This window comes from Rhizobium sp. BK529 (genome assembly GCF_014194105.1).
Lineage (GTDB): Bacteria > Pseudomonadota > Alphaproteobacteria > Rhizobiales > Rhizobiaceae > Rhizobium.
Genome location: NZ_JACIAU010000009.1, coordinates 45,095 through 57,261, shown reverse-complemented (window position 1 = coordinate 57,261; position 12,167 = coordinate 45,095). Strand labels below are relative to the sequence as shown.

General features: G+C 59.2%; 12 protein-coding genes. 9 read left to right on the top strand and 3 right to left on the bottom strand.

Annotated features, from left to right (window positions below):
• A partial coding sequence (locus FHX08_RS31210) for a response regulator (RefSeq protein ID WP_184328230.1) occupies positions 1 to 300 on the top strand: 300 nt, incomplete at its 5' end.
• Here FHX08_RS31210 and FHX08_RS31205 read toward each other — a convergent pair.
• Complete coding sequence (locus FHX08_RS31205; RefSeq protein ID WP_184328229.1) at positions 297 to 539, bottom strand: hypothetical protein; 243 nt, start codon at positions 537 to 539, stop codon at positions 297 to 299. The two genes, FHX08_RS31210 and FHX08_RS31205, sit on opposite strands and share 4 nt — an antisense overlap.
• A gap of 352 nt (positions 540 to 891) precedes the next feature.
• On the opposite strand from FHX08_RS31205, the gene FHX08_RS31200 reads away from it, so the two are divergent.
• The 3 genes from FHX08_RS31200 (at position 892) to FHX08_RS31190 (ending at position 3,847) form a co-directional block, all read left to right on the top strand.
• Complete coding sequence (locus tag FHX08_RS31200; RefSeq protein ID WP_184328231.1) at positions 892 to 2,067, top strand: zinc-dependent alcohol dehydrogenase; 1,176 nt, start codon at positions 892 to 894, stop codon at positions 2,065 to 2,067.
• A 13-nt stretch (positions 2,068 to 2,080) separates the two neighbouring features.
• Positions 2,081 to 2,677 carry a hypothetical protein gene (locus FHX08_RS31195; protein WP_184328228.1) on the top strand — a complete coding sequence of 199 codons (597 nt, stop codon included), beginning with the start codon at positions 2,081 to 2,083 and terminating at the stop codon, positions 2,675 to 2,677.
• Between the two features lie 99 nt (positions 2,678 to 2,776).
• Positions 2,777 to 3,847, top strand: coding sequence for an ion channel (locus FHX08_RS31190; protein WP_184328227.1), 1,071 nt, complete (start codon positions 2,777 to 2,779; stop codon positions 3,845 to 3,847).
• 385 nt (positions 3,848 to 4,232) lie between these two features.
• Here the strand turns inward: FHX08_RS31190 and FHX08_RS31185 are convergent, their stop codons facing one another.
• A complete protein-coding gene (locus FHX08_RS31185) occupies positions 4,233 to 5,168 on the bottom strand; it encodes a hypothetical protein (RefSeq protein ID WP_184328226.1) in 936 nt (311 codons plus the stop codon).
• A 597-nt stretch (positions 5,169 to 5,765) separates the two neighbouring features.
• On the opposite strand from FHX08_RS31185, the gene arcA reads away from it, so the two are divergent.
• Genes arcA through arcC form a run of 3 tightly spaced genes read left to right on the top strand, consistent with a single transcriptional unit; the run spans position 5,766 to position 8,975 of the window.
• Complete coding sequence (gene arcA, locus FHX08_RS31180) at positions 5,766 to 6,995, top strand: arginine deiminase (RefSeq protein ID WP_184328225.1); 1,230 nt, start codon at positions 5,766 to 5,768, stop codon at positions 6,993 to 6,995.
• 38 nt (positions 6,996 to 7,033) lie between these two features.
• Positions 7,034 to 8,038 (top strand): ornithine carbamoyltransferase, encoded by a 1,005-nt coding sequence (locus FHX08_RS31175; protein ID WP_184328224.1) that lies wholly within the window; start codon positions 7,034 to 7,036, stop codon positions 8,036 to 8,038.
• Position 8,039: 1 nt separating this feature from the next.
• The gene (gene arcC / locus FHX08_RS31170) at positions 8,040 to 8,975 is read left to right on the top strand and encodes a carbamate kinase (protein WP_184328223.1); all 936 of its coding nucleotides are present in this window, start codon (positions 8,040 to 8,042) and stop codon (positions 8,973 to 8,975) included.
• A 16-nt stretch (positions 8,976 to 8,991) separates the two neighbouring features.
• Here the strand turns inward: arcC and FHX08_RS31165 are convergent, their stop codons facing one another.
• On the bottom strand, positions 8,992 to 10,347 hold the full coding sequence (locus tag FHX08_RS31165; protein WP_184328222.1) for an amino acid permease: 1,356 nt from the start codon (positions 10,345 to 10,347) through the stop codon (positions 8,992 to 8,994).
• Between the two features lie 270 nt (positions 10,348 to 10,617).
• On the opposite strand from FHX08_RS31165, the gene FHX08_RS31160 reads away from it, so the two are divergent.
• Both FHX08_RS31160 and FHX08_RS31155 read left to right on the top strand, forming a co-directional pair.
• Complete coding sequence (locus FHX08_RS31160) at positions 10,618 to 10,977, top strand: hypothetical protein (protein ID WP_184328221.1); 360 nt, start codon at positions 10,618 to 10,620, stop codon at positions 10,975 to 10,977.
• A 187-nt stretch (positions 10,978 to 11,164) separates the two neighbouring features.
• Entirely contained in the window at positions 11,165 to 12,091 is a 927-nt protein-coding gene (locus FHX08_RS31155) for a cation diffusion facilitator family transporter (RefSeq protein WP_184328220.1), read from the top strand.
• Positions 12,092 to 12,167 lie beyond the last annotated feature (76 nt).

The window sequence follows — 12,167 nt, the reverse complement described above, 5'->3', positions numbered from 1 at the left end:
TACGATGTGATCGAGGCTGGAAACGCCCTTGAGGCGGTGGCCATCCTGGGGCAGCGGAGGATCGACGCCGTCGTGACGGACGTCGACATGCCCGGGGGCCCCAGCGGGCTCGATCTCGCCAGGATGATCTCGTCCATCCATGGGAACGTGCCGGTGATCATAACGTCGGGCGGACATCGTCTCCGCGCCGAGGACCTGCCGGGTGACGCCGTCTTCGTTCCTAAACCCTACCGGATGGACGCGATCGCGGCGATGGTCGGGGAGATGACCGATCGGTCGAACCTGCGGATGGCCGGCTAGGCGAAGTCTCCGATCCTGCCGGACTGGAAAACGATCTCCGGTTCGCCTTCCTCGCCGACGACCGGATCTCCCTCGCGCTTCCACACGACGACCCCTGCGTGCGTAACCGCCAGCTCGCGCGCCTCTTCGAGGGCAGCCTCCTTTGTTGCAGCTCTCCGCGGTCCGAAAGCTCTGACGGGCTGGTCGCGCTCGTCGAGATCGAAGGCGAGCACGTAGAGCGTGAAGAAGGTACCGGGCATTCGAAGGTTCTCCGTGGAGTCCTCTAACGCCTTGCCGGCGTATCTGGTTTCGTCGCTGCCACCCGTTCTATCGTCGCCCGGCATAACGCATCACCCTGCTTGCCGGAGTCGTTCAGGCAAGGTGCCTCGGTTCAATGAAGGCTGGGCCGACGACTCCTTCAAAATGCTCACCTGGCGCAGCGCCAATAAAATTCCGATCAGCCGTCACCTCCAAAAAATTCCGATCGATCCAGGAACTATCCGAGCGAGCGCAGGTTTGTGGCGCTCATGGGTGAACGGCCAGCTGCTCGATCTTGCGAGATTTCGGGTGCCGCTCACCGGCCGATCGACCACGACGAACAAGGAGAGACGCATGCGCGCGCTAGTCTGGCACGGCAAGGAGGACATCCGGTGCGATACCGTATCGGACCCCGAAATCGAACATCCACGCGATGCGATCATCAAGGTCACGAGCTGCGCGATCTGCGGCTCCGATCTTCACCTGTTCCATAATTTCATCCCCGCCATGAAGCCGGGCGACATCATGGGACACGAGATGATGGGAGAGGTGGTAGAAACTGGCTCTCAGATGAACGGCCGCCTCAAAAAGGGCGACCGGATCGTTGTTCCCTTCACCATCAACTGCGGCGAATGCGACCAATGCAAACGCGGCAATTTCTCCGTTTGCGAAGGGACAAACCGCAAAAAGGAGATGGCGGACAAAGCGTTTGGCCACACCACGGCGGGGCTGTTCGGCTACACCCATTTGACGGGCGGCTATCCCGGCGGTCAGGCGGAATACTTGAGGGTGCCGTTCGCCGACGAGACGCACATCAAGGTTCCAGACAGTCTCACCGATGAGCAAGTGCTCTTCCTTGGCGACATCTTTCCGACGGGGTGGCAAGCAGCTGCCCAATGCGACATCGAGCCGACCGATACTGTCGTGATCTGGGGCTGCGGCCCCGTCGGCCAGATGACGATCCGCAGTGCCGTGCTTCTGGGAGCCAAGCAGGTGGTTGCCATCGACTGCATCCCGGAACGTCTGTCCATGGCTGAAGCTGGGGGTGCGATCACCATCAACTTCAACGATGAGAGCGTCATCGAGCGGTTGAACGAGCTGACCGACGCTAAAGGTCCTGAAAAATGCATCGACGCGGTCGGGCTGGAAAGCCACGTCTCGATGGGCCAGCCCGATACTCTGTTGGACCGCGCCAAGCAGGTGGTGATGCTGGAGAACGACCGTCCGCATGTCCTGCGCGAAATGATTTATGTCTGCAGGCCGGGAGGGATCATCTCGATCCCCGGCGTCTATAGCGGCCTCGTCGACAAAATCCCTATGGGCATGGCGATGAACAAGGGCCTCACCTTCCGCATGGGGCAAACGCATGTACGCCGGTGGACGGACGATCTGCTGCGGCGCATCGAGGATGGTCAGATCGATCCCTCCTTCGTCATTACCCATACCGTCGGGCTCGAAGACGGGCCGGAAATGTACAAGGTGTTTCGCGACAAGCAGGACAGCTGCATCAAGGTCGTCCTGAAACCTTAAGGAGGGTTCCGACATGGCATTTCTCAGCAGCATCACCCGTTCAGAAGGCGACCCCAAAGTCATCAAGTCAGGGCCAAGTTCGCTCAGCTCCTCCGATCGGCTGGCGCGCAATCTTGGTTGGTTCAGCATTGGATTGGGGATCGTCGAAATATTTGCGGCCAGGAAGATCACCCGTGCGATCGGCCTGCGCGGCCAGGAAAATCTGGTCCTCGCTTTCGGATTGCGGGAGATAACATCGGGGTTCCTTACGTTGTCGGTCGACAAACAGGTGGGGCTTACCAGCCGGATCGCCGGTGACGGGCTCGATATTGCCACCTTGGCAGCGGCCATGCGACCCGACAATGACAAGCGGGGCAATGCAGCACTGGCGTTGATCATGGTTGCCGGCATCACGCTTCTCGACATCGCGGCAAGAGGGACGAGCACGATCCGCCATGCCCGCTACAAAGTTCAGCGACGGGACTACGCTGACCGCAGCGGTTTCCCGAATGGGGTGGAGGCATCGCGCGGCGCCGCCCGCAGACAGCTCGAGGATTTGCGGGCGACTTCCGACAACAAAAGCAGGCCTGCCACAAGGCAGGCCGGCGCCGGTCACGATATGAAGCATTGATCGCAGGAGCGCCTGGGCAAGCCGGCGGGAACGAGCCACTGAAGCGTTGGAGGCGATCACCTTCGAAAGGCTTCGCAGATCCCCAGCGGGAGGGGAAAGTTGGATCTTGAACAGCTCCTCGGCGTCGGGTTGATGTTCGTCTTCCTCGCCGACATCTTCTCCACTGTCCTTTACGCGCGCGCCGGCACAGGGTTGCTCGCCCCTGTTTGGGACCGCCTCGTTTGGACTTGCATCAAGGCCTTTGCTTGGCCCTTTGGCCGCGCCCGTTCTCACATCCTGTGCTTTGCCGGGCCGATCATTGTTGTCGCACTGATCGCGTTCTGGGCTGTTGGGCTGACAATCGGGGCAGCTCTCGTCATTCATCCTGAGCTCGGTACCGCGATCCGGCCGAGCAGCGGTGACACACCAACCGACTTCGTCGCCGCTTTGCTTGTGGCGGGCAACAGTCTCTCGATCGTGGGAGGCGGGGATTATGCACCGCATACGTCGGCAACCCGCATCCTCTTTCTGACCAACTCCCTCATCGGCGCCTCGGTCCTGTCGTTGGTGTTGAGCTATCTCGTGCAGGTTTATTCGGCTCTGCGTGAGCGCAACGCGTTGGCGCTTACGATCGATCTGTTGACAGGCGGCACTGGTGATGCGGCCGAGATGTTGGCCCGACTCGGGCCCGATGGCGATTTCGCCAGCGCCGCGAGCGAGTTTGGCAACCTGTTGCGGTCGCTCGCCGCGACGAAAGAGGCCCACCATTTTTACCCGCTGCTGTTTTATTTCCGGTTCAAAGAGCCCTCTTATTCCGTATCGCGCATGAGTTTCATTTTGCTCGATCTTACCACGCTGATCGACACAACGCTGGACCGAAAGAAGTACAAGGTCACAATCGGAGCGGCGTCAGTTGATGCGCTGCGTCAATGTGCTCGCCTCTTGCTCGCGACGTTGGATCGAAATTTCCCCACAGTCGACGAAACCGACGGCGCCAGCCGGCCAGACTATTTCCATCGGAGCTATTCCGTTGCCGTGGAAGTCTTGCAAAAAGCCGGCATTGAAACGCAGCCGGACGCCGCCCGCTATGTCGATCAACGTCGGCAGTGGGAACCACTTGTCCGTCGCGTAGGGATGACCTTGGGCTACGAAATGGATGAAATCGATTGCCGCCGATCAATCGCATCGTAGCGGCGGGGGCGCCTGTGCGTCGCGCTCATCCTCGCCCTAAGCGTCTGTCCACGGTTTCTACACGTCCCGCAAACCGAAATGCCTTGATAACATCGATGCCGCATCGGTGATATCCTTCGTTGTTGCTTGTCTTCGGCTGCGACCACCGTGTGACCTTCCGGATGTCCGATGATGGAATTTTTATCGGTGAGATCGTTCGCCTCAACACGTCTCCTCGACAGATTGTCGTCATTTGCAACGTGCTCGTCAGTTGCGACCGCTTGCTGCGTCGCCTTTTGCCAGCATGCTCTCGACCAGCTCGCCCTCGCTTTTTCCCGACCGCGCTGCGATTTCTGCCAGTGACAGAACGGTGGCAGCGCCGACCTCAGTTGTAGCGAGCCGACGCTTAATTGATAATCCCGTGATTTCCCGCAATGCGCGCTGCTACCTCCTGTGAAAGCTGCGTTTGCGTCCCCCAGAAGTTGCCTTGTTGGACATTGCCTTTCACAGTAGTGGCCCAGACGATCGTATCATCCGCATTTCGAGTAAGCCGCAGCGACGTCCACACTGCACTTTCTTCGGTGCGAACCCTGCCTTCGAGCCGGTAAGTCGGGGGTGGTGCCTTGACGCCGATGACGACTTGCACAACCATTTTCGGATCCTGCGCCAGTTTTGCTACGACGCTATCTGTTAGGCCCTGTGCAAACATCAAGTTTGGTGCAGTTTCAGGTAGTGCTTCAAATGGTTCCACGCGGACAACCGGCAGTCCGTAAGTTGTCGCGGGAACGCTGCTGACGGATGCGGGCCCGAAGCTCCCTGAAGCGACTGCCAGCAGCAGCATGCCCATGCTTGCTAAAGCCAAACGCCGGTTGAGCATCGGGGGCAGACGCAGGGGGACGCGCGCCGGCAATGGATGGAACGGACAATCACCTTGTGATTTCCGGTGCGCGTCGGAAGCAACCTGGCAACCTTCGCATGCCTTCCGTGCAAATACCGGAACGTAGGTTCCTTTAGGGATGTCGATGAGTACAGGATCCTCTTTTCCAAGTGTCAGATAATACATTTCCAGCTCGCTTCTTAGCCGCATAGCAGCAGTCCGAACACAAGGATCGGTTTGTGGATCAAAACTGTTGTCGCGGTTGAAGATAGCCAGGGCTATCGAATATGCTTTCAGGTATTTTGACCGCCCTTCAAGAGTTTCGGTAACCACGAAGCTAAGCAGAGTTTGGATCCGCTTCGATCGATTGAGATCGCTCGATACGAGAATACGCTCCAGCTGATGTCGCACCTCCTCTGGGGCCAGATTTGGAGGGATGCTTGCCTGCCTGTCTAACTCCGCCATGTGAACCACCGCCGCAAGTTTCTGCAAGTCGGCTCTATTAGATGCACGCTTCGCGATTGTCGCAATAAAATCTTTTAACTCGCGCCCGCAAAGGAAAGCGTCACATCGGATCCGCGTGCGCGATCGAACGCATCGCGCGTCCTGCTCAAGGGGATTGCGTTATCCTAGGCGTGCATGGAACATCATGCCGGTACTCGGACGACTTCCCGAACCCGGCCGTGCGTTGCGACCGATGCGGCGTGGAACTCGAAAACTCTTCAGCTGTGAGTGCCTTCGAAAACCACCAAGCCTGTCTGAAAGCAACCCCGTGCTGACGCATGTAATCTGCCTGCTCCTCGGTTGCTATGCCTTCCGCAACGGCGAAAAGGCATGGTCCCGAACGTTTATCCGACCCCATTGGCGCGCCCGGCAAATGCTGCGGCGCGGAGGGGTTGATCTCCACCCAAACAGGTCTGCCGGATCTCGGAGAGTGGGTCGCAAATGCTGCACCGCACCTTGTCTGGAATCAATGACAGCAGCCGGGGCGCCAAAATAATCTGAAGCTGTTCGAAGAGCCGGCGGCCCGGCCGCTATCCCCGTGGCAGGAAGGAGGACGGCATGCGCGGTTTCGGTGTCCATTCTGAGGTGGGAAAACTAAGAACCGTTTTGGTCTGCCGGCCGTCCCTGGCTCATCAGCGCCTGACGCCCGCAAACTGCCACGATCTGCTTTTCGACGATGTCATATGGGTGCATGAGGCCCAGAAGGATCACTATGATTTTGTCCTGAAGATGCAGGAAAGAGGGGTGGAAGTTCTTGAGCTACACGACTTGCTCGCTCAGGCACTCTCCAACAAGCAGGCGCGTGATTTCGTATTGGATCGACGCGTCACTCCGAACGTGCTCGGCTCGCAGATCGCCGAAGCGATGCGGCCCTGGCTCGACGCAATGCCGGAAAAGCAGCTCGCCGCATTCATGATCGGCGGTATTGCGATTTCAGACCTGCCTGATGTCAAGGCGAAGTCGCTGATGCTCAGCGCCCTGCCGGAAACCGAATTCGTCATCCCGCCGATTCCCAACACACTGTTCCAGCGCGATCCCTCCTGCTGGATCTATGGCGGCGTGACCTGCAACCCGATGTTCTGGCCGGCGAGACGCGCCGAGACGCTGATCCAGCGCACGATCTACAAGTTCCATCCGATCTTCCATGGGGGTGATTTTCGCATCTGGTGGGGCGATTCCGATCATCAGTTTGCCAACGCTTCTATGGAGGGCGGCGATGTCATGCCGATAGGCAACGGCACCGTCCTGATCGGGATGGGCGAGCGAACGACCTATCAGGCGGTGGGCCAGGTGGCGCAGGCGCTGTTCAAGAACAAGGCTGCGAAGCGAGTGATCGGGTGCCTGATGCCGAAGAGCCGCGCGGCCATGCACCTCGATACCGTCTTCAGCTTTTGCGACCGCGATCTCGTCACGCTGTTTGCCGAAGTCGTTGGCCAAATCCGCTGCTACAGCATGTATCCGGTGGGCGATGACGGCACATTCGAAATCCGTCCCGAAACCGAGCCGATGCTCGACGTCGTCGCCCAAGCGCTCGATCTGCCGCAACTGCGTACCGTCGAGACCGGCGGGAATTCCTATCAGGCCGAGCGCGAACAATGGGACGACGGCAACAATGTCGTCGCGCTCGAGCCTGGCGTCGTCGTCGCCTACGACCGCAACACCTACACGAACACGCTGCTGCGCAAGGCGGGCGTTGAGGTCATCACCATACGCGGATCCGAACTCGGCCGCGGCCGCGGTGGCGGGCATTGCATGACATGCCCCATCTGGCGCGACCCGGCTTACTGACAGTCCCATCCAAGACAACAGACCGACGGAGCAAGACCATGAGCTTCAATCTGCGCAATCGCTCGCTTCTCACCGTGCAGGATTATACCCCGCGGGAATTTCGCTATCTCCTCGATCTTGCCCGGGATCTCAAGCGGGCAAAATATGCCCGCACCGAACAGGAACATTTGAAAGGCAAGGAAATCTGCCTGATCTTCGAAAAAACTTCGACCAGAACCAGATGCGCCTTCGAAGTCGCCTGCTCGGACCAGGGTGCCAATGTGACCTATCTCGATCCCTCCGGCTCGCAGATCGGACACAAGGAATCCTTCAAGGATACGGCACGGGTGCTAGGCCGCATGTATGATGCAATCGAATATCGTGGGTCGGCACAGCAAGGCGTCGAGACCCTCGCAAAGTACGCCGGGGTGCCGGTCTACAACGGCCTGACTGACGAATACCATCCGACACAGATGATAGCCGACGTCATGACCATGCGCGAACACAGCGACAAGCCGATCGCGCAGATAAAATATGCCTATATCGGCGATACGCGTTCGAATATGGGCCATTCGCTGCTGATCGTCGGCTGCCTGCTCGGGATGGATGTGCGCATCTGCGGCCCGCGGTCGCTGTGGCCGTCGGAGGAGTATATGAAGATCGCCAAGGATCTGCAGCAGGCCTCGGGCGCACGCTTGCTGATCACAGAAGATCCGAAAGAGGCGGTCAAGGACGTCGATTTCATCCACACGGATGTCTGGGTTTCGATGGGCGAGCCAAAAGATGTCTGGCGCGAACGCATCAAGCTGCTCACTCCCTATCAGGTCAATCAGGACCTGATGAAGGCCACCGGCAATCCACAGACCAAGTTCATGCATTGTCTGCCGGCATTCCACGACACCGAAACGACGCTCGGCAAACAGATCGCCGAAGATTACGGCATGGAAAACGGGCTCGAAGTCACCAATGACGTCTTCGAATCCGAGGCCAATGTCGCCTTCGAGCAGGCAGAAAACCGCCTGCATACGATCAAGGCCCTGCTGGTCGCGACATTAGGAGATTAGCATGCGTATGGTTATTGCGCTCGGCGGCAATGCGCTTCTCCGGCGCGGAGAAGCCATGACCGCCGATATCCAGAGGCGGAACGCATGCATCGCCGCTGAGGCGATCGCGCCGCTTGCCGCCGAACACGAGATCGTCATAACGCATGGCAATGGTCCGCAGGTGGGTCTGCTCGCGCTTCAGGGCGCAGCCTACAAACCCGAGGAAGCCTATCCGCTCGATGTTCTCGGCGCCGAGACCGAAGGCATGATCGGCTATATGCTGGAGCAGGAACTTGGCAATCTCCTGCCGTTCGAGCAGCCTCTCGCGACGCTGCTGACCATGGTGGAAGTCGATGCCGATGATCCTGGGTTCCAGAATCCAACCAAGTTCGTCGGCCCGGTCTATGATCAGGCGGAGGCCGACCGGATCCGTGGGGAGAAGGGCTGGGTCTTCAAGCAGGATGGCGAAAAGTGGCGTCGCGTCGTGGCCTCGCCCGTGCCAAAGCGCATTTTCGAGATCCGGCCGGTTCGTTGGCTGCTGGAAGAGCGCACCATCGTCATCTGTGCAGGCGGCGGCGGTATACCGACCATGTACCAAAAGGGCGCAGATCGAAAACTGATCGGTGTCGAAGCCGTCATCGACAAGGACCTATGCTCGGAGTTGCTGGCACGCGAACTTCATGCAGATCTGCTGATTATGGCGACGGATGCCGAGGCCGTCTGCACAGACTGGGGTAAACCATCTCAGAAGGCGATCCATCGTGCTCGCCCCGATGATCTCAAACAGTTCTCCTTCCCGGCCGGCTCTATGGGGCCAAAGGTGGATGCGGCCTGCCATTTCGCGCGTGCCAACGGCAAGACGGCCGCAATCGGTTCTCTCTCCGATATTGCCGGGATGGTGCGCGGCGAGCGCGGAACAATCATCAGTGAGAGTTTTGCAGGCTTGGACTGGCACTGAACGTTCCAAGGCAAACTCATCCCGAGACGGCCGGGCGCGATGCCGCACCCGCTGCCGTGTCTTTGTTTGCCGTTTCAGCCGCATTTCGCCTCTGCCAGACATAAACGGGGATACCGAGCATCAGCAGCACCAGTCCGTAGAGTACCGGTTCGGCGCCGGAGCCATAAAGGGTGAAGATCGCAAAAACAAATGCGATGGCTTCAATTGCGCTGACCCTTGGCATTCGCCCGAGCGTCACGCCCGCAACGAGGGTTCCGGCAAGCGAACAGAAGGCGTAAGGCACGACGGCAGCCATTGTGCTGAGCCCCACCATCAGCCGATAGACTGCGGCGAAGCCCTCTGAGCCAAGCGCCTGGACGATCACCAGGATCGTTGCAAACGAGGCTGAGATGATCATGCCCCATGCCGGAACGCCATGGGAGGAGAGCCGGGCAAAGAGCGGCGGAAACAGACCGTCTCGCGCCGCTGCCATCGGAACCTGTCCCATCAGCAAGGTCCAGCCGTTCAACGCACCGATCGAGGAGACCAGGACTGCAATCGAGATCGCCAGCTCTCCAGGGCGCCCCCACATGATTCCCGCGGCCTGGGAGAAGGGCGCGACCGAATGAATGAGTTGTTCGCGCGGCACGAGGCCCATCACGACGATTGTGCCGAGCACGTAAAGCGCGGCGGCGATGGAGATACCGAGCACGGTCGATCGCGGGATGGTGCGCTCGGCATTGTCGACATCACCCGCAGGGACGGTCGCCGATTCCAGCCCGAGATAGGCAAACATGGTGAGCGGCGCCAGCGTCGCGAACGACTGCAGCAGCGGCTGGCCACTCGGATTGAATTCGGCAAAATGTGAGCTATCGATATAGAGGAGGCCGATTATGGCTACAGCGCCGAAAGGCAGCAGCTTGGCAAAGGTCGTCACCTGCGCGAACAAGCCTGCTGCGTGAACGCCGCGAAGGTTGACGAGAACGATCGCCCAGATTACCCCCAGTGTCAGTACGGTTGCGGTGAAGCGATTGGCAAGGGCAGGGAAGAGGTCCACCATCACGCCGGCAAAGGCGATCGCGATGACCGGCAGGGATGTCCAGATCGAGATCCAGTATCCCCAGGCGATAAGAAAACCGGCGAAATCGCCATAGGCGAGCTTCGTGTAGGCATAAGGACCGCCGACTGCGGGCACGAGGCTTGCAAGATGCGCGAAGGTGAGGCCGAGGCAGATCGCGCCAGCACCCATGAGGATCCAAACGATGATCGCAAGGTTGCCGTAAGGCGCGACGGCGGCAGGCGAAAGATAGAAGCCCGACCCCACCATGTTTCCCACTACGATGGCGGTGCAGGCAGCAAGTCCCAGGCTCTTGCCATTTGGCGGCGTTGTCATGTTGTTCCCTCCCGCGAGGCGGCCTGATCCGTTGCCGATCAGGGCTCGGATGGCGATCCATTCCAGCGATCTTCCCCCCAAAGATGGGGTGCCGCAATCCGGTTCAATGCGTAGTCGTGAGCGTCCCGGAGGGTGTTCTGCGCACGCGGGATCGGGGGCGGTCAGTGTCGAAATCGCTGTTCGAACACGTTGATCCTGCTCAATGCCTGCCACCGTTGCGTCAGCTATTTTGAGAACTGAGCATCATTTTTGGTCTCGGGAGTTAGAGCGATGAAAATGTTCGTGATCATTGGACTTGCCGTATTGACTGCTGCTGCTGGAATTGCCCCGGTCGAAGCGCAGCAGGATCGACGTGAATATCGGAGAATGAACTGGAGCGAGAACCTGCCCGACGCGGTGCGAGCCTACCACGACAAGCGATTCACAATTGTCAGCTACAGAGTCGCAGGCTTCTCCGAAACCGGCTCGCACCCTCAACCGGGAAGCGAAGAGCATGTCAAAGCCATCAGGGACGCCATTCGCTCCAACAAATGGCTGGTGGCCCAGCTCAAGGCCAAGAAGCTCAGTGCAAATGACATCGAATGGGTTTCGCGCGCGCGCAACGGTAATATGACCTTCTATACCAAATAACGCACATCTGCGCCTGAGACTATGAGGCAAAGACCCGCCGCCCTGTTGCTCCCGATAATCGGCACGTAATACCTTATTACCCAGACGAGCGAGCCGGCAAAGGCTTAGGGTTGCCATTGTTCCAGGCCTTGCTTCGCTTCATGATCGGCACAAACGAGCTGGCATGACCCGCCGGAGGTTGCCCGAAATGTTAAGCGAGCAAGGCGTTCTCAGGATTTCGATTGCTGCGACCGTCGTCGTCGCAACGCTTGGGGTTGTTTTCGGGATCCTTTCCGGATCCTTTTCGATCGCTTTCGATGGTGTCTATTCGCTGGCCGACGCAGCGATGACAGCGCTTGCGCTCTGGGTTTCCAGCCTCATCATAAAATCGACCCAGAGCGACGCCCGCTCCGGCAGGATCCGTAACCGCTTTACCATGGGCTTCTGGCACCTGGAGCCGATCGTGCTGATGCTCAACGGTTGCCTGCTGATGACGGTCGGCGTCTACGCGCTTATCAGTGCGATCATCAGCATCCTGAACGGCGGCCACGAACTGCGCTTCGGCATGGCCATCGCCTATTCGGCGGCGACCGTGCTCGTCTGCGCTGTCATGGCTGTTTTGGGCATCAGACTGAATCGCCGGATCAAATCCGATTTCATCTCGCTCGACGTCAAGGCCTGGATCATGTCGGGCGGCATTGCGCTCGCGCTGCTCATCGCATTTCTGATCGGAATGGCGGCGCGGTCCACACCCTTGGCCTGGCTTGCCGCCTACATGGACCCGGCCGTCCTGACGCTCGTCTGCCTTGTCATGATCCCGCTACCGATCGGCACAGTCTGGAAAGCGCTGAAAGAGATATTGCTGATTGCGCCTCTCGATCTGCAGGAACATGTCGATCGCATTGCCTCGGACACGGTTCGCCGCCTCGGTTTCGTTTCGCACCGCGCCTATGTCGCCCAGGTCGGCCGCGCAAAGCAGATCGAGCTCTATTTCATCGTGCCGGAAGGGCTTCCCGCAAAGACCGTGGAGGAGTGGGATGCGCTGCGCGACGAAATAGGCAATGCGATCGGCGACGAAAGCGCTAATCGCTGGCTGACGATTGCCTTCACCGCCGATGCGGAGTGGGCCGAATAGGCGAGCAGGAACCCCGACTGCTGGAGCGGCATCGAAAAGCTCTGTGTCACGTTGATTGCAATCAACGACGCTGCGC

Coding starts and splice junctions, on each gene's coding strand:
- FHX08_RS31205 (WP_184328229.1), bottom strand. CDS start 539: ATGCCCGGTACCTTCTTCACGCTCTACGTGCTCGCCTTCGATCTCGAC.
- FHX08_RS31200 (WP_184328231.1), top strand. CDS start 892: ATGCGCGCGCTAGTCTGGCACGGCAAGGAGGACATCCGGTGCGATACC.
- FHX08_RS31195 (WP_184328228.1), top strand. CDS start 2,081: ATGGCATTTCTCAGCAGCATCACCCGTTCAGAAGGCGACCCCAAAGTC.
- FHX08_RS31185 (WP_184328226.1), bottom strand. CDS start 5,168: ATGGCGGAGTTAGACAGGCAGGCAAGCATCCCTCCAAATCTGGCCCCA.
- arcA (WP_184328225.1), top strand. CDS start 5,766: ATGCGCGGTTTCGGTGTCCATTCTGAGGTGGGAAAACTAAGAACCGTT.
- FHX08_RS31175 (WP_184328224.1), top strand. CDS start 7,034: ATGAGCTTCAATCTGCGCAATCGCTCGCTTCTCACCGTGCAGGATTAT.
- arcC (WP_184328223.1), top strand. CDS start 8,040: ATGCGTATGGTTATTGCGCTCGGCGGCAATGCGCTTCTCCGGCGCGGA.
- FHX08_RS31165 (WP_184328222.1), bottom strand. CDS start 10,347: ATGACAACGCCGCCAAATGGCAAGAGCCTGGGACTTGCTGCCTGCACC.
- FHX08_RS31160 (WP_184328221.1), top strand. CDS start 10,618: ATGAAAATGTTCGTGATCATTGGACTTGCCGTATTGACTGCTGCTGCT.
- FHX08_RS31155 (WP_184328220.1), top strand. CDS start 11,165: ATGTTAAGCGAGCAAGGCGTTCTCAGGATTTCGATTGCTGCGACCGTC.